General features: G+C 62.1%; 18 protein-coding genes. 11 read left to right on the top strand and 7 right to left on the bottom strand.

Annotated elements, in window-relative coordinates; all coding sequences use genetic code 11:
- The first annotated feature begins 58 nt into the window (after positions 1 to 58).
- Positions 59 to 235 (top strand): hypothetical protein, encoded by a 177-nt coding sequence (locus HX823_RS21590; RefSeq protein ID WP_016975214.1) that lies wholly within the window; start codon positions 59 to 61, stop codon positions 233 to 235.
- On the opposite strand, the gene HX823_RS21585 is transcribed toward HX823_RS21590, so the two are convergent.
- On the bottom strand, positions 228 to 1106 hold the full coding sequence (locus tag HX823_RS21585; RefSeq protein WP_177076577.1) for a helix-turn-helix domain-containing protein: 879 nt from the start codon (positions 1104 to 1106) through the stop codon (positions 228 to 230). The two genes, HX823_RS21590 and HX823_RS21585, sit on opposite strands and share 8 nt — an antisense overlap.
- A gap of 189 nt (positions 1107 to 1295) precedes the next feature.
- Here HX823_RS21585 and pobA point away from each other — a divergent pair, with 189 nt between their 5' ends.
- Together pobA and HX823_RS21575 are read left to right on the top strand one after the other, a co-directional pair.
- Positions 1296 to 2480 carry a 4-hydroxybenzoate 3-monooxygenase gene (pobA, locus tag HX823_RS21580; protein WP_371317974.1) on the top strand — a complete coding sequence of 395 codons (1185 nt, stop codon included), beginning with the start codon at positions 1296 to 1298 and terminating at the stop codon, positions 2478 to 2480.
- Between the two features lie 66 nt (positions 2481 to 2546).
- Entirely contained in the window at positions 2547 to 4064 is a 1518-nt protein-coding gene (locus HX823_RS21575) for an MDR family MFS transporter (protein WP_177076625.1), read from the top strand.
- Between the two features lie 2 nt (positions 4065 to 4066).
- Here the strand turns inward: HX823_RS21575 and HX823_RS21570 are convergent, their stop codons facing one another.
- The 3 genes from HX823_RS21570 to HX823_RS21560 are packed head-to-tail and all read right to left on the bottom strand — an operon-like array spanning position 4067 to position 6092.
- Positions 4067 to 4906: a cache domain-containing protein gene (locus tag HX823_RS21570; protein ID WP_177076573.1), complete on the bottom strand. Its 840-nt coding sequence runs from the start codon at positions 4904 to 4906 to the stop codon at positions 4067 to 4069.
- A gap of 54 nt (positions 4907 to 4960) precedes the next feature.
- A complete protein-coding gene (gene cynS, locus HX823_RS21565; RefSeq protein WP_038846257.1) occupies positions 4961 to 5431 on the bottom strand; it encodes a cyanase in 471 nt (156 codons plus the stop codon).
- Between the two features lie 28 nt (positions 5432 to 5459).
- Complete coding sequence (locus HX823_RS21560; RefSeq protein WP_038846255.1) at positions 5460 to 6092, bottom strand: carbonic anhydrase; 633 nt, start codon at positions 6090 to 6092, stop codon at positions 5460 to 5462.
- Between the two features lie 111 nt (positions 6093 to 6203).
- Between HX823_RS21560 and cynR the strand changes: the two genes are divergently transcribed.
- Positions 6204 to 7070: a transcriptional regulator CynR gene (cynR, locus tag HX823_RS21555; RefSeq protein ID WP_177076571.1), complete on the top strand. Its 867-nt coding sequence runs from the start codon at positions 6204 to 6206 to the stop codon at positions 7068 to 7070.
- Here the strand turns inward: cynR and HX823_RS21550 are convergent.
- Positions 7045 to 7818: a transporter substrate-binding domain-containing protein gene (locus HX823_RS21550; protein ID WP_177076569.1), complete on the bottom strand. Its 774-nt coding sequence runs from the start codon at positions 7816 to 7818 to the stop codon at positions 7045 to 7047. The two genes, cynR and HX823_RS21550, sit on opposite strands and share 26 nt — an antisense overlap.
- A 344-nt stretch (positions 7819 to 8162) precedes the next feature.
- On the opposite strand from HX823_RS21550, the gene HX823_RS21545 reads away from it, so the two are divergent.
- The 5 genes from HX823_RS21545 to HX823_RS21525 all read left to right on the top strand — a co-directional run bounded on the left by HX823_RS21545 (position 8163) and on the right by HX823_RS21525 (position 12818).
- The gene (locus tag HX823_RS21545) at positions 8163 to 9533 is read left to right on the top strand and encodes a glutamine synthetase family protein (protein ID WP_177076567.1); all 1371 of its coding nucleotides are present in this window, start codon (positions 8163 to 8165) and stop codon (positions 9531 to 9533) included.
- 100 nt (positions 9534 to 9633) lie between these two features.
- Positions 9634 to 10233: a class I SAM-dependent methyltransferase gene (locus HX823_RS21540; protein ID WP_038846246.1), complete on the top strand. Its 600-nt coding sequence runs from the start codon at positions 9634 to 9636 to the stop codon at positions 10231 to 10233.
- Between the two features lie 122 nt (positions 10234 to 10355).
- Positions 10356 to 11489: a ribonuclease D gene (rnd, locus tag HX823_RS21535; protein ID WP_038846244.1), complete on the top strand. Its 1134-nt coding sequence runs from the start codon at positions 10356 to 10358 to the stop codon at positions 11487 to 11489.
- Positions 11486 to 11779, top strand: a complete 294-nt coding sequence (locus HX823_RS21530) for a YcgL domain-containing protein (RefSeq protein WP_033902606.1) — start codon at positions 11486 to 11488, stop codon at positions 11777 to 11779. The genes rnd and HX823_RS21530 overlap by 4 nt, the downstream gene beginning before the upstream one ends.
- A 106-nt stretch (positions 11780 to 11885) precedes the next feature.
- Positions 11886 to 12818 carry a D-2-hydroxyacid dehydrogenase gene (locus tag HX823_RS21525; protein WP_177076565.1) on the top strand — a complete coding sequence of 311 codons (933 nt, stop codon included), beginning with the start codon at positions 11886 to 11888 and terminating at the stop codon, positions 12816 to 12818.
- Positions 12819 to 12853: 35 nt separating this feature from the next.
- On the opposite strand, the gene HX823_RS21520 is transcribed toward HX823_RS21525, so the two are convergent.
- A complete protein-coding gene (locus HX823_RS21520) occupies positions 12854 to 13438 on the bottom strand; it encodes a nitroreductase family protein (RefSeq protein ID WP_177076563.1) in 585 nt (194 codons plus the stop codon).
- A 154-nt stretch (positions 13439 to 13592) separates the two neighbouring features.
- On the opposite strand from HX823_RS21520, the gene HX823_RS21515 reads away from it, so the two are divergent.
- Together HX823_RS21515 and HX823_RS21510 are read left to right on the top strand one after the other, a co-directional pair.
- Complete coding sequence (locus tag HX823_RS21515; RefSeq protein ID WP_003172524.1) at positions 13593 to 14042, top strand: YcgN family cysteine cluster protein; 450 nt, start codon at positions 13593 to 13595, stop codon at positions 14040 to 14042.
- Positions 14043 to 14054: 12 nt separating this feature from the next.
- Complete coding sequence (locus tag HX823_RS21510; protein ID WP_177076561.1) at positions 14055 to 15275, top strand: hypothetical protein; 1221 nt, start codon at positions 14055 to 14057, stop codon at positions 15273 to 15275.
- Here HX823_RS21510 and HX823_RS21505 read toward each other — a convergent pair.
- The gene (locus HX823_RS21505; RefSeq protein WP_033902602.1) at positions 15272 to 15622 is read right to left on the bottom strand and encodes a DUF2892 domain-containing protein; all 351 of its coding nucleotides are present in this window, start codon (positions 15620 to 15622) and stop codon (positions 15272 to 15274) included. The genes HX823_RS21510 and HX823_RS21505 overlap by 4 nt on opposite strands.
- Positions 15623 to 15650: the final 28 nt, after the last annotated feature.

Here is a 15650-nt window from a genome sequence, read left to right as displayed (position 1 = left end):
TTGGCCTGGTTGACCTATGCTTTAGACAGCACCCTGTAGATCCGCAGAGGTCTGTGCCATGAGCATTAAAACCAGAAAGTACCTGATGATTTTCAGCCTGTGCGCCATTGCCAGCGCACTCTACGGGACCGCCGCCTACCGTGTGGAGCAAACCCGTATGCAGCCGACCTTTGCGATCAGCTGCCATCAGGATCAATGTGTTCCCCGAACCGGCAGTTTCAGCGCGCTCAGGTAGCCGATGGTTCGGCTTTCAACTGCTCGCGAAACGCCTTGGGTGAGAACCCGACCCGTCGGCGGAACAGCCGAGAGAAGTTGGTCGGGTCGGAAAAGCCCAGCACTTCCGACATCTCATTGATGGTCATGCTGGTGTACGTCAGCAAACGCTTGGCTTCCAGCAATTGGCGGTCATGCATGATCTGCAACGCAGGTTGCCCACCCAATTCCCGACATGTCCCGTTCAGGTGTGAGACCGAGATCCCCAGTTTGTGGGCAAGATCCTCGATCTTCGGGTGTTCGCGGTAATGCTGCTCGACCAACTGGGTAAAGCGCCGGAAGTATTCACGCCCCCTTGGCGCACGTGGGTGACGGCGCTGGATGGCCTGGCGGCTGATCCATACCAGCAACACGCTGACCAACGCGTGCATCATCATGTCCCGTGCCGGTTGTTCATCGGCGTATTCATCCTGCAAGCGGGCGAACTGGCTGTTCAGGTAATCACTGTCTTTGCCCGCCGGGTAACTGCCGAGCGTTTGTAAACCGTCCACGGTGGCGCCCAATTGTGTTTGCAGGTGGCTGACCAACGGCGCCGAAAGCGTCACTACGTAGCCTTCGACGTCCTCAGGAAAACGGAACCCGTGCACGCACAGGGGCGGCAGGACTTGCAGGGTTGCTTCGTTCAGGGTGGTGCGCTGGCCTTCGATTTCCAGCTGTGCCTGGCCTTTGTGCACGTAGAGCAACTGGCACAGATCCGCGTGCCGGTGGGGTTGAATTTCCCACTGGTATTCCCGACTGCGCCGGGAAATGGTTTCGCAGTGCAACAAATCGGGGGTGGGCCATTGCTGGTGTTCCCCGTAAAGCTTGAAGACCGGAATTGCGGTTTTGGTCATGGTTTCAACCCGATACTCGGAAGAGTGGTGCGGTAATCGCCCCGATTGGCAAAAAGCGCAGGCTTTGGCGCAGTTTTCACCTTCTTATGCCGCTCACTCAAGTGAAAAATGTCAGCAACAAGACCAATGACAACTCTTTCACCCGATCCGTTCGAGTGGAACTTGCGGGCCATAAAAATAATGAAAACGCTGAAAACCCAAGTCGCCATTATCGGCGCCGGTCCTTCCGGACTGCTGCTTGGCCAACTGCTGCATCAGGCAGGGATCGAGACCCTCATCCTAGAGCGCCAGAGCGCCGATTACGTGCAAGGCCGCATCCGTGCCGGCGTGCTGGAACAAGGCATGGCCGACCTGCTGCGGCAGGCCGGCGTCAGCCAGCGCATGGACAACGAAGGCCTGGTGCATGACGGTTTCGAGTTGTCGCTGAACGGCCGGTTGACCCATATCGATCTCAAGGGCCTGACCGGCGGTCAATCGGTGATGATCTACGGCCAGACCGAAGTCACCCGCGACCTGATGACTGCCCGTGCCGCCGCCGGTGCCACCACCCTGTATGAAGCGCGCAATGTGCAGCCCCACGCTCTCAAAAGTGATCGACCCTGGCTGACCTTTGAGCATCAGGGCCAAGCGTTCCGCCTGGAGTGCGATTACATCGCCGGTTGCGACGGTTATCACGGCATTGCGCGCCAATCGATCCCGGCTGAATCGCTCAAGGTCTTTGAACGTGTCTACCCGTTCGGCTGGCTGGGCATCCTCGCCGACACGCCGCCCGTTCACCCTGAGTTGGTCTACGCCAAACACCCGCGCGGTTTCGCCCTGTGCAGCATGCGTTCGCCGACGCGCAGCCGGTATTACCTGCAGGTGCCGGTGGAGGAACCGATTGACGAATGGTCCGACGCCCGTTTCTGGGGTGAACTGAAAACCCGCCTGCCCAGCCACCTCGCCGAACAGTTGGTCACCGGCCCTTCGATCGAAAAAAGCATCGCACCGCTGCGCAGTTTTGTGGTGGAACCGATGCAGTACGGGCGCCTGTTCCTGCTCGGTGACGCGGCGCATATCGTGCCGCCCACCGGGGCCAAAGGCTTGAACCTGGCGGCCAGTGATGTGAGTACGCTGTACCGGATTCTGCTCAAGGTCTACGGCGAAGGGCGCGTGGATTTGCTGGAGCGTTACTCCGCCATCTGCCTGCGGCGGGTATGGAAGGCCGAGCGGTTTTCCTGGTGGATGACCTCGATGCTGCACCAGTTTCCCGAGGCGGATGGGTTCAGCCAGCGCATCGCCGAGAGTGAACTTGACTACTTCATCCACTCCGAGGCGGGGCGCAAGACCATCGCAGAAAATTACGTCGGACTTCCTTACGAAGCTATCGAATAGCCTGCTATCGTATCGAGCATTCCCGTGGGCCGCCTTTTTCCACGGGCCTTGCTCGAAGGTCTTGCCGTGACGCACCTCAATCAGCCTGCTCCGCCACTGCCCGCTGTGCGCAGTATTCTCGCCTCACTGATGATCGCGATCTTCCTGGGGGCGCTGGACCAGACCATTGTCGCCGTGTCCATGCCCGCTATTTCCGCACAGTTCCACGACGTCAACCTGCTGGCCTGGGTCATCTCCGGCTATATGGTGGCGATGACCGTGGCGGTGCCGATCTACGGCAAGCTCGGCGACCTGTACGGGCGGCGGCCAATGATGCTGATCGGCATGGGCCTGTTCACCCTGGCCTCACTGTTCTGCGGCATGGCGCAAAGCATGGAGCAACTGGTGCTGGCGCGGATCCTCCAGGGCATCGGCGCCGGCGGCATGATCTCGGTGAGCCAGGCGATTATCGGCGACATCATCCCGCCCCGCGAACGCGGCCGCTACCAAGGCTATTTCAGCAGCATGTACGCGGTGGCCAGCGTGGCCGGGCCGGTGCTGGGCGGCTACATGACCGAATACCTGTCGTGGCGCTGGGTGTTCCTGATCAACCTGCCCTTGGGCGCTGGCGCCTGGTACGTGGCTCATCGCACCCTGGTGGGCCTGTCGGTGCCGCAGCGCAAGCCGATCATCGATTACCTCGGCACAGTGTTGATGATCGTTGGCCTCACGGCCTTGTTGTTGGGCATCACCGAAATCGGCCAGGGCCATCACTGGCGTGACAATCAGGTGCTGGGCTTGCTCGCCTGTGCGCTGGTGGCGTTGACGGTGTTTGTCTGGCACGAGCGCCGGGCGCGAGAGCCGTTGTTGCCGATGCATTTGTTCGCCAACCGCAGTGCGGTGTTGTGCTGGTGCACGATCTTTTTCACCAGCTTCCAGGCGATTTCCCTGACGGTGCTGATGCCGCTGCGTTATCAGACAGTGACCGGTTCGGGTGCGGACAGCGCGGCGTTGCACCTGTTGCCGTTGGCCATGGGCTTGCCGATGGGGGCTTATTTTGCCGGGCGCATGACCTCGGTGACCGGTCGCTATAAGCCGATGATCCTCAGCGGCGCGTTGCTGAGCCCCTTCGCGATTCTCGGCATGGCCCTGAGCGCGCCCCAGGCGGTGGGGCTGACGGCGCTGTTTATGTTGTTGTGCGGAATCGCGGCTGGCATGCAATTCCCGACGTCCCTGGTGGGTACGCAAAATTCGGTGGAACAGCGCGATATCGGCGTCGCCACCAGCACCACCAACCTGTTCCGTTCCCTGGGCGGGGCGGTGGGAGTAGCGTGCATGTCGGCGCTGTTGCTGGCGCTGTTGCAGGATTCCAGCTTCGCCCACTTGGCCAGCGGCGCGCTGGTGGCCGAAGGCAGTTCCGGCAACGTGCTGCTCGACGGCCTCAACGCCGCCCCCGGCCCGGCGCAGGATGCCCTGCGCGGAGAGTTGGCGGTGACGTTCCGGCATTTGTTGATGGTCAGTGCGGCGGTGTCACTGCTGGGGCTGGCGGCGGCAATCGCGATGCCCAATCGGGTGTTGCGTGGCCGTGAAGACAAGGCCAAGTAGTCTCAAGGGCTGTAATAACCCACCGCCACCATGAAATGCCCGGCCTTGCGCACATACGCGTGCTTATTCTCGACCTTGTCGGTCACCGGGTTTTTCCAGCGGTATTTGTATTCGCCCTGGTCCTGCTCGGCCATCAACTTGAGGATAGGCTCGCCCACGGGCTTGCCGTCCGGGTCCTTGATCTTGCTGAAGTCGGTGTTGACCAGTCGCAGGTTGGTGCCGTGGGCTACATAGCGCTGGGTATTGAGGTCCACCACGAACACATAAAGGTCGTCCTGCAGGAAACCGCCCTGCAATGAGTTGATGGCCTTGAGTGTGCCGGTTTCATCCTTGAGCAAGGCGGTTGCCGCTTTGTTGCGCAGGGCCCGGGCCTGTTCCGGCGTGGCCCGTGGCAGGTAATAACCCACCGCGAGAATGCGTTCGCCCACGCGCTGATAAAACACATGCTTGTGTTCGACCTTGCCATCGTTCCAGTTCTGCCAGCGATAGTCTGCCTGCTGGATGCCCTGGCCTTCCGGCACCTTGAGCGCATCCTTGAAGGACTGGCGCAAGTCCGGCCCGAGCACTTCGGATACATCGCGGCCGATCAAGGCGGAGGAGGGGCCACCGCTGGCCAGCAGGACGCCTTGGGTGTCGACCACGAACACATAGCGGTCGTGGTCGACGAATTCGCCCTGTCGGCTGAAGGCGGCAAACGCCTTGTCGCCGTTGCTCTGGTAGTAGGCCAAGGCTTTTTCCAGCAGCGCCTTGGCCGCCTGGGCGTCTTCATCCTGAGTCGTTGCGGCGTGCACCTGGCTGAAACACAACAGCAGCAGCCAGGTGAGTCGGAACACTGCCTTCATTATCCGTCCCTCGTTCTTGTTGGTGTGACAAGAGCGTAGACGGTCGCGGGCGACTCAGAAGGGTTTGGTCGGCAGGTACTTGCCATCCAGGGTGATCACTGCGCGGGAACCACCGTCCGGGTCCTCGACCTTCTTGATGTCCAGCTTGAAGTTGATCGCACTGATGATGCCGTCGCCAAACTGCTCATGGACCAGCGCCTTGAGGGTGGTGCCATAGACTTGAAGCATTTCGTAGAAACGGTACATCGTCGGGTCCGTCGGCACGCCGCCGGGGAAGCTGCCGCGCAGCGGCACGCTTTGCAGCAGGCGGCTGGCGTCCTGGTCCAGGCCGAGCTTGTCGCACACCACGTCCGCAGCGTCCCTGGGCAGCGGGTGCTGGCCGAGCAGGGCGGCGGTGACGAACGCCAGGCTGAGCCCGGTGCCGTCGGTGAGGTCCTGCCAGGACAGGTTCTTGCGGGCCTTGAGGTCGATGATAGTGTCGGCCAGGGCCAGCCGTGGGGTTTGGGAGAAGTTGGATTGCAACATGGTGATGTCCTCTGGGTTGGAAATGGGGTCAGGCCGCGTGAGTGGGTTGGCCGAGCAGCGAAACGAAGCGCCCGCTGCGGCTGTCCAGGGCGTCGATGGCGCCGGTTTCGATGTCGTACACCCAGCCGTGCAACGTCAGCCGACCTTGTTCCAAGGCCAGGGCGACGGAAGGGTGGGTCTTGAGATTGGCCAACTGGGCGATCACGTTTTCGCGCACCAAGTCGCTCAAGCGGGCGGCATCGGATGCGTGTTGGCGGGCGGCGTTGATCACCTTGGCCGACTCGGCATGGCGCAACCAGTTGGCCACGGCCGGCAGGTGATCCAGGCATTTGCAGGTGGAGATGGCGGTCATCGCGCCGCAGTCGGAATGGCCGCAGATCACAATGTCGCTGACCCCCAGCACCGCCACCGCGTATTCGACGGTGGCCGACACACCACCCGGCTCCGGGCCGTAGGACGGCACGATGTTGCCGGCGTTGCGGATCACGAACAGATCGCCCGGTTCCTGCTGGGTCAGCAGCTCGGGGACCACACGGCTGTCGGAACAGGACACAAACAGCGTGCCCGGGGTTTGCGTGGTCGCCAGATGTTTGAACAGGTCGCTGCGTTGGGCAAAGGCTTCGGCCTGGAATTTGCGGAAGCCGTCGATGAGATGTTGCATGGGAAGTTCTCCTTGCGTCGCTGATAGGGCAAGGATGGAAGTTTTCAGCTATAGCGTCCAAGGCCGGCTTATTATGGTTTCCATTGGTCATGCCTATAGTTGGGGGCTTCGATGTTGCTGCGCCATATCCGTTACCTGCTGGCGGTGGCTGAACACCGCAATTTCACCCGCGCTGCCGAGGCGCTGCATGTGTCGCAGCCGACCTTGTCGCAGCAGATCAAGCAGTTGGAAGACACCTTGGGCGCACCGCTGCTGGACCGCTCAGGGCGTAGCGTCAGCCTGACCGATGCCGGTGAAGCCTATGTACGCTTTGCGCGGCTGGCCTTGCAGGACCTGCAGGCCGGCACCCGCGCCATGCATGACGTGCAGGACTTGAGCCGAGGCAACCTGCGCCTGGCCATGACGCCGACCTTTACCGCCTACCTGGTCGGGCCGTTGCTGGCGCAGTTCAATCAGCGCTATCCGGGCATTACCGTGAGCATCGAGGAACTGACCCAGGACCGCATGGAAACCGCCTTGGCGGAAGACGCGCTGGATATCGGCATTGGTTTTACCGGCGAGCATCTGCCGGACATCGAGTGCGAAGGGCTGTTTGTTGAAACGCTGAGTGGGGTGGTCGGCGCCAACCATCCGGGCCTGGATGGCCGGCAGTGGCTGGCGCAACCCTTGGTGTTGTTGAACCCAGGCTTTGCGACCCGGCGCTACATCGATGATTACTGCCGTGCCCAGGGGATAAGGCCGTTGATTGCGATGGAGGCCAACTCCATCAGCGCAATCATCGAAATCGTGCGCAGCACGGCGCTGGCAACCATCCTGCCCAGCGCGATCGCCGAGGCCCAGCCAGGGTTGAACGCGGTGGCGATCAGCCCGGCATTTCCGCAACGCACCGTGGCCCTGCTGAGTCGCAAGGGCGCCTATCGCAGTGCCGCGTGTCGCGCCTTCGTGGCGTTGATCAAGGCGCGGCCAGCCACTGGCTGACGATAGCGTCATACGCCCCCGTGGCCTGGCTCAGGTGCAGCCATTGGTCGACGTAGCTTTTCCAGGCCATATCATCACGGGGCAACAGGAAGGCTTTTTCGCTGTACTGCATCTGCCGCTCGGGGTTCACGGCACACAGCCCCGGCTTGAGCTTCTGCTGGTAACGCGCTTCGCTGGCGTCGGTGATCATCACATCGGCCTTGCCCGCCAGCAGTTCGTCGAAAATGGTCACGTTGTCGTGCAGGCGAATCTGCGCCTGGCCCAAGTGGGTGCGGGCGAATACTTCGTTGGTGCCGCCGGCGGGCTCGATCACGCGCACCTGGGGCTGGTTGATCTGTTCGACGCTCTGGTAGCGCTGCACATCGGCACAGCGCACTAACGGGATTTTGCCGTCGACGCCCAGGGATTGACTGAAGAAGGCTTTTTTCTGACGCTCCAGCGATACCGAAATGCCGCCTACGGCGATGTCACAGCGTTGGGCCAGGAAGTCCGGCATCAGGGTTTTCCAGGTGGTAGGCACCCATTGGATTTTTGCGTTGAGGCTCTTGGCCAGGGACTCGGCCATGGCGATGTCGATACCTTCGTAGCGGCCGTCGGCGCGCAGCGATGTGTAGGGCTTGTAGTCGCCAGTGGTGCAGACCGTCAGCGTGCCGCGTTGCAACACCTGGTCAAGGCGCGACGGCGCGGTGTCGGCCAGGGCGCTGGTGGCCAGACTTGCCAGTACACAGAGGGCGAAAGGAGCTTTCATGCGGTCGAGTCCTTGGGGCATGGGCGTGGGCGCTCATTATTTCCAGCACCGGGCACGGTAGCAAGGTGTGGCGAATGTTTAGCCAAGTCGAAACCAAACTCCGCCAACCCTGAATTTAATCACCTGTGCTGGCGTGTGACGCTGGCGGTTACCTCTAGCATTGTGATTCCCGCATGGACGGCTCTTCCGACACCCACCCCGCGACACTGCCGTCCGATCTCGCGTTCTGGGCCCTGTTCCACTGCCGACACGCACGCCCACCAGATACTGCATTCCTACGTTGATCCATCCCCTGGATGGCGCGCACCTGCGCGCCTGCCTGACCCACACGTATGAGAATGCCCATGAGTGTCTTTGCCTGCCTGCAAGAAGCCCAGTCCTTCCTTGAACAGAACCCGGACATTGAGATGTTCGAGCTGTTTATCCTCGATAACAATGGCGTGCCACGCGGCAAGTTGCTGCACCGCGATGAGTTGCTGGCGGTGTATGAAAGTGGCCGGCCTTTGCCCAGTACCATTCTTGGCCTGACCATCAATGGCGACGACGTGGAAAACTCCGGGCTGGTGTGGGAAGTGGGTGATATCGATTGCCGCGCCTACCCGATCAGCGGCAGTTTGCAGCGCATGCCGTGGCGCCTGATTCCGACGGCCGCCGTGCAAGTCAGCATGCACCCCACCGAAGGCCTGCCCGCCACCGTCGCCGACCCCCGGCACTTGCTGGCCAAGGTGATTGACGGACTCAAGGCCGACGGCTATTACCCGGTGATGGCGGCGGAACTGGAGTTCTACCTACTCGACCAGAAACCCGACAGCCACGGCCGCCCGCAGCCGGCGCGGGATGTGGACGGCGGTCGCCCGCGTTCGACTCAGGTCTACGGCCTGCGCGAGCTGGAGCAGATCGAGCCTTTCCTCGCTGATCTCTATAGCGCCTGCAAACTGCAAGGCATCCCGGCGCGAACGGCCATCTCCGAATACGCCCCAGGCCAGGTGGAAATCACCTTGGAGCATCGCGCCGACGCCCTGCAAGCGATGGACGAAGCGGTGCGCTACAAACGTCTGGTCAAGGGTGTGGCGCATAAACACGGGATGACCGCCTGCTTCATGGCCAAGCCGTTCGACGACCTGGCTGGCACCGGCATGCACATGCACGTCAGCCTGGCAGACGCCGAGGGCAACAACCTGTTCGCCAGCGAAGCCACCGACGGTACGCCGCTGCTGCGCCACGCCGTGGGCGGCATGCTCAGCACCCTGCTCGATTCCTTGCTGATGTTCTGCCCGAATGCCAACTCCTACCGCCGCTTCCAGACCAACAGCTACGCCCCGCTGGCCGCCACCTGGGGCGTGGACAACCGCACCGTCAGCCTGCGGGTGCCGGGCGGCCCGGCGAACTCGCGGCATATCGAGCACCGCATCTGCGGCGCCGACGCCAACCCCTACCTGGCCGCTGCCGCGATCCTGGCCGGCATCCATCGCGGTATCCGCGAACAGCGCGACCCCGGCGCTCCGGTAGAAGGCAACGGCTACGCCCAGGCCAAGGAGTTGCTGCCCACCGACTGGCTGACCACCTTGCGCGCCCTGGAAGGGTCGAGCTGGGCGCGGGACGCGTTCGGCAGTGAATTCCTCGGCGTGTACCTGGCGGTCAAGCGCGCCGAATACCGCCAGTTCATGGGCGAGGTGGGCGAGCAGGATTGGCGCTGGTATCTGCATCAGGCGTGAACCGGATTCGGTGGTGAACGTTTCGACCTTTTTTTGACATTGCACTGGTTAAGCTGCGAATCAAGGTCGTTCACTGCCGTTCCACCCACATGAGCCCACGATGTCGCCACAACCACCCTCATCCATCGAGATCGAATACGCCGAGCGCTGTGACCGCGAGCACGCCAGGGTCTGCGCCGATACACGCCCGCCAGGGCTGCGGCAGCGCCTGGCGTCGTGGCGCGACGAGTGGCTGGTGCGCCAGGCGCTGAAAGTCGCGGGTGAACCTGGACTGGTGCTGGACCTGGCCTGTGGCTCGGGGCGCTTTTGGCCCGTGCTGGCCGAACACGTCAATCGGGTGATCCTGGCGTCGGACAACTCCCAGGACATGCTCGACCATGCCCGCACCCATCACCCGGCGTCATTGCTCAAGCGCGTCAAGACGTTCCAGGGCTCAGCGTTTTCCATCGGTTTGTCGGCGAATGCGGTGGACTGCATTTTCTGCCTGGAATTGTTTCGCCATGTGCCCAGCAGTGAAGGGCGCTCGGCCCTGCTGCGCGAGTTTCACCGGGTCAGCCGCGACACGGTGATTGTCTCGGTCAATTCCCGTACCGCCGTCGAAGAGGAGTTCCGCCAGGCGGGCTTCAAGGTCCTGCATCAGCAGGAATTCATGCCGGGCTCAAGCCTGTGGCGGGTCTACGTGCTGCGTAAGAGAGGATAAGTCCCGCCTGTCGGACTATTCTTCAACTCCTGTCTGAGTTTTCATGGTTGCCTGTGCACTGCGGATGCTCGCTAGCCCCTTTCGCGATATATACTGCGCGCCATTCTTCAAGGGAGAGCCGTGTGGCCATCGATATTCACTGGATCTGCGACAACGATAGCCTCGGCCAGCATTGCGCCGAATGGCAGCAGTTGCCATTCGTCGCCCTCGACACCGAATTCATGCGGGTCGACACCTTTTATCCCATTGCCGGGCTGATCCAGATTGGTGATGGCGTACGCGCTTACCTGATCGATCCCCTGACCATCGACAACTGGCAACCCTTGGCCGCCTTGCTGGAGAACCCGGCGGTGATCAAGGTGGTGCATGCCTGCAGCGAAGACCTCGAAGTGTTGCTGCGCTTGACCGGCAGCCTGCCCGTGCCATTGTTCGACACCCAATTGGCCGCCGCTTACCTGAATCTTGGTTTCTCCATGGGCTACTCGCGCCTGGTGCAAGCCGTGCTGGATATCGAGCTGCCCAAAGGCGAGACCCGTTCCGACTGGCTGCAGCGGCCGTTGTCCGAGACGCAAGTCAGCTACGCCGCCGAAGACGCGGTGCACTTGGCCGAGGTTTACACGCGCCTGCGTCCGCAACTGTCGGACGACAAGTACGCCTGGGTGCTGGAAGACGGCGCGGAGTTGGTCGCCAACCTGCGCCGCGAAGTCGACCCGTACGAGGTGTATCGCGACGCCAAGCTGGCCTGGAAACTGTCCCGCGCCCAACTCGCCGTGCTGCGTGAACTCTGCGCCTGGCGCGAGCAGCAGGCCCGCGCCCGTGACCTGCCGCGCAACCGCATCATTCGCGAACACTCATTGTGGCCCCTGGCCAAATCCCAGCCGGATAACCTCGCCGCCCTGGGCAAGATCGAAGACATGCACCCGCGCACCGTGCGTCAGGACGGCCAGTTCCTGCTGGACCTGATCAAACGTGCCGGCAGCGTGTCGATGGACCAATGGCCGCCTGCCGTTGCCGAACCGTTGCCGGTGGATGCCGCCGCACTGATCAAGCAATTGCGTGCCCTTGGCCAAGCTGAAGCCGAACGCCTGGAGATGGCGCCGGAACTGATGCTGCGCAAGAAAACCCTCGAAGCCCTGGTCAAAAGTGGCTACCCCGATGGGCCTTATAAATTGCCAGACTCGCTGCGTGGCTGGCGCCGCGAGTTGATGGGCCAGGCGCTGCTCGACAGCCTGGCCTCCGCCGGAGAACAGCCTTGAAACGTATCTGCTCCATCTATCGCAGCCCTAAACGCGCCGGCATGTACCTTTATGTCCTGAAAAGCGATGCCCTTGAGCGCGTGCCTGAAGGCCTGCTCACCGTATTCGGCAAGCCGGTACACGCGTTCAACCTGGTGCTGACGCCTGAGCGCAAGCTGCAACAGGAAGACATCGTGCAGGTGTTGGAAAACCTCGACAAACAGGGTTACCACCTGCAAATGCCGCCACCCGAGGACGAGTACATCGAACACTTGCCCGAAGAGCTGCTGCGTCGCAACGACCCGATGTGATCGACCCGTGCTCCGTCCGGGGCACGTGCTTCAATGGAATCGTATAAGTGGGCGGTGGCCGTAAGGATGCGGGCAGCCGTCCGTTCTGTTTTGAAAGGTTTTATGCATGCGTGTTCTGATTGCTGAACAGGATCACCCGCTCTACGCCCAATTGCTCGGCGAAGCGGCACCGGACCTTGAAGTGCTGACCAGCGGCGACTCGGCCGAACTGTCGCGCCTGGCCGCCGATTGCCCGGTCTGGCTGGGCCAGCCGGACTTGCTGGCGACGCTGCTGCGCCAAGGCCATCAGCCGCAATGGCTGCAATCGACCTGGGCCGGCATTACGCCGCTGCTGGCTGAAGGTTTGCCACGCGACTATCGCCTGACCCGTGCAGTGGGTATTTATGGCCAGGTCATGGCCGAATTCGTGCTCACCTATATGCTCGGCCATGAACGCGAAGTGTTGGCGCGCCTGGTCAGCCAGGTCGAGCGCAAATGGGATAACCGCATGGGCCAGAGCCTGGCGGGGCGCAAGGTGCTGATCGTCGGCACCGGCGACATCGGCCAGAGTGTTGCCGAGTTCCTGGTGCCCTTCGGCGTGAAGCTGTACGGCATCGCCAGTTCCACTCGGGAACAGGCGCCGTTTATCGAAGTGGCCGGGCTTGAAGCCCTGGGTCGCCTGGTGGGTGAGGTGGACTACGTAATCAACCTGCTGCCTAACACGCCAAGCACCCATGATCTGTACGACGCGGCGCTGTTCAAGCAATTCAAGCCGACCGGGTTGTTTATCAACGTCGGCCGTGGTGTGTCGGTAGTGGACGCCGACCTGGTCGAGGCCTTGAAAGAAGGGCATCTGGCCGGTGCGGTGATTGATGTGTGCCGCCAGGAACCGTTGCCGCAACGTCATCCGTTCTGGACGGCGTGGGGCCTTCTGCTGACGGGTCACAGTTCGGCGCCGACGTCACCGGCATTGATGGTAGAGCTGTTCGTGCAAAATGTGCGGGCGTATCAGGCCAAGCAAGACTTGCGCGGGAGCGTGGATTTCGAGCGCGGTTACTGATAGCAGAGGAGCCGGCATGCCGGCTCCTCTTGGCATTACAGGCTGAAATCACCTTCCGAGACCAACTCGCTCAACGGACGACGTGGGCTCGGCGCTTCACGACCCTGCAGGTACTCCGGCAAGCTCGACTTGTCCCCCAGCTTGCCAACCGCAACAGCGGCATGCAGGGCATAACCTTCCGGGATTTTCAGCTCTTTGCGGGTCAGTTCCTGATCGAAACCGGCCATGCCGTGGGTGTGCCAACCGCTGAGGCTGGCTTGCAGCGCCAGGTGGCCCCAGGCCGAGCCGGTGTCGAAGGTGTGCCAGAGCGCCGGGGTTTCTTCGCTGGCGCCGGGGGCGGTGAAGTCGGTTTTCGAGGCGATGATCACCAGGGCCGACGCATGCTGCGCCCAGTTGCGGTTGAATTCATTCAGCAAGCCCAGGAAACGCTCCCAGTCCGGCGTGTCGCGGCGCGCGTAGAGAAAGCGCCATGGCTGCGAGTTGTAGGCGGACGGCGCCCAGCGCGCGGCTTCGAAGAAGCTCAGCAGGGTTTCCTGGTCAATGTTCTCGCCGGTGAAGGCGCGGGGCGACCAACGGTCGGTGAACTGGGTGTGGATCGGATAATCGGCAACACGTGTCATGGAGCAGTTCCTGATCGTCAATTCGGCGCTCAAAACTACTGCGCGGCCACTAGACTGACAAGTGTTGTTACACCGCCAGTCGTAAGCGCTTGGCCCCAGGGGCCTTGGGCACTAGACTGGCGGCCTTTTCACCTACCGATACCGATGTAGAGCCATGGCCGCCAAAGTCGAACCTTTCTGGATACGCAAAACCCTTGAACACCTCGACCAGGAGGAGTGGGAGTCGTTGTGCGACGGCTGTGGCCTGTGCTGCCTGCAAAAGCTTGAGGATGAAGACGACAACAGCGTCTATTACACGCGGATCGCCTGCAAACTGCTCGACCTGAAAACCTGCCAGTGCACCGACTACCCCAACCGTCGCGCCTCGGTGCCGGACTGCATCCAGCTCACGCCGGGCCAGGCCGACCAGTTCAAATGGTTGCCGCCCACCTGCGGCTATCGCCTGGTCAGCGAACGCAAGGACCTGCCACTGTGGCACCACCTGGTCTGCGGCGACCGCGATGCCGTGCACCACGAACGCATTTCCCAGTCCGGGCGCATGCTCAGCGAAGGCAGCGTGCCTGAGGATGACTGGGAGGATTACCTGATTTTCCGCGCGGGCTGACAAGGAGTGGGTATGAGGGGGGCAATCAAGCTGGCGGCATCTGTGGTGTTGCTGGCGCTGAGTACATCGGCGTGGTGCGCGAAGAAAGTCGACCTGGATTATCACGTCAAACTGTTGCCCCAGAGTGATCAGGCCGAGGTGCGGGTGAGCCTTTCCCAAGGCTCGGCGGTGCGCAGCTTGAACTTCGACCTCGGCCCCGACGGTGACTACAGCGATTTCAAGGCCGACGGCCAGTGGAGCATCACCGAGCATCGTGGCCTGTGGCAACCCAGCGCCAACAAGGCCAGCCTGACTTACCGCGTACGCCTCACCCATGCACGCAAGGCCGGTCTCTATGAAGCGCGGATGACGCCGGGCTGGGCGTTGTTTCGCGGCGAAGACTTGGTGCCGACCGCGCGGCTCGACCAGCAGGACGGCGTCGAGTTGGTCTCGCGCCTGGTGTTCGAACTGCCGGCCGGCTGGAAAAGCGTTGAAACCGCTTGGCCGCGCATCGGCAAGAACAAATTCCGCATCGATAACGTCTCCCGCCTGTTCGACCGGCCCACCGGCTGGATGCTCGCCGGCAACCTCGGCAGCCGCCGCGTGCGCCTGGGCGAGACGGAAGTCACCGTGGCTTCGCCCAAGGGCCAGGCCATGCGCCGCATGGATGTGCTGACATTGCTGACCTTCGTCTGGCCGCAAGTGGAAGCGGCCTTCCCGCGCCATCCGGCCAAGCTGCTGGTGGTGGGCGCCAGTGACCCGATGCGCCGTGGCGCGTTCTCGGCGCGGGATTCGGTCTACCTCAACAGCCGCACGCCGCTGGTCAGCGAAAACGGCAGCAGCCCGTTGATTCGCGAAGTGGTGCAGGCGATTGGGCGTTTCAATGACCACGACACCAGTGACTGGATCGGCGAGGGCCTGGCCGAGTACTACGCCATCGAGCTGGTGCGTCGGGCAGGTGGCATCACCGACGAACGGTATCAGGCGATACAGGCGCGATTGAACAAGGAAGGCAAAGACGTGACCAGCCTGCGCGGCGAACACGTCAGCGGTGCGACGGTGTCAAGGGCGGTGGTGGTGTTGCAGGAGCTGGATCGCGAGATTCGCGTAAAGACGCATAACAAGCGCTCGCTGGATGACCTCGCGCAGGCGGTGATGCGGGCCAACAGCATCACCACCGCGGAGTTCGTGCAATTGGCTGAAAGTATCATTGGCGAGTCGTCGGTGGTGCTGGACAACAAGCTGCTGCGTTAGCCGGTGGTTTTGGTGGCCTTCTCGGCCGCCACTTCGGCCTTGGTCTTCAGGTTCTTCAGCTCGGCCCCGGCGCGTTCGATCTTCGTGCGCACGGTATTCATTTCCTGGCGACCCTGTTCCAGCTTGTCCTTGAGCGAGCTGTGCCCGGTAAAGCCACGGGCCAGCGCTACACCGCCGATCGCCACCTGGATCAAGCCGAAAATCCCGCCACGGCGCAGGCCTTTGCCCACCATCATCACGCCACCGGCCACCGAGCCGATGCGCTCCCAGCCGTGCACGTTCTGTGTGGGCTGAGTCTCGAAAGGCGTGTGTTCGATGATAGGTCGCAAAGTTTTGCTGTCGCTCATGATCTGTCTCCAACGAGGGCTATTGATA

It is taken from the genome of Pseudomonas sp. P7759, from assembly GCF_013386445.1.
GTDB lineage: Bacteria > Pseudomonadota > Gammaproteobacteria > Pseudomonadales > Pseudomonadaceae > Aquipseudomonas > Aquipseudomonas azotoformans_A.
The sequence above is the reverse complement of the archived record's forward strand: the minus strand, read 5'-3'. Positions and strand labels throughout refer to the sequence as shown.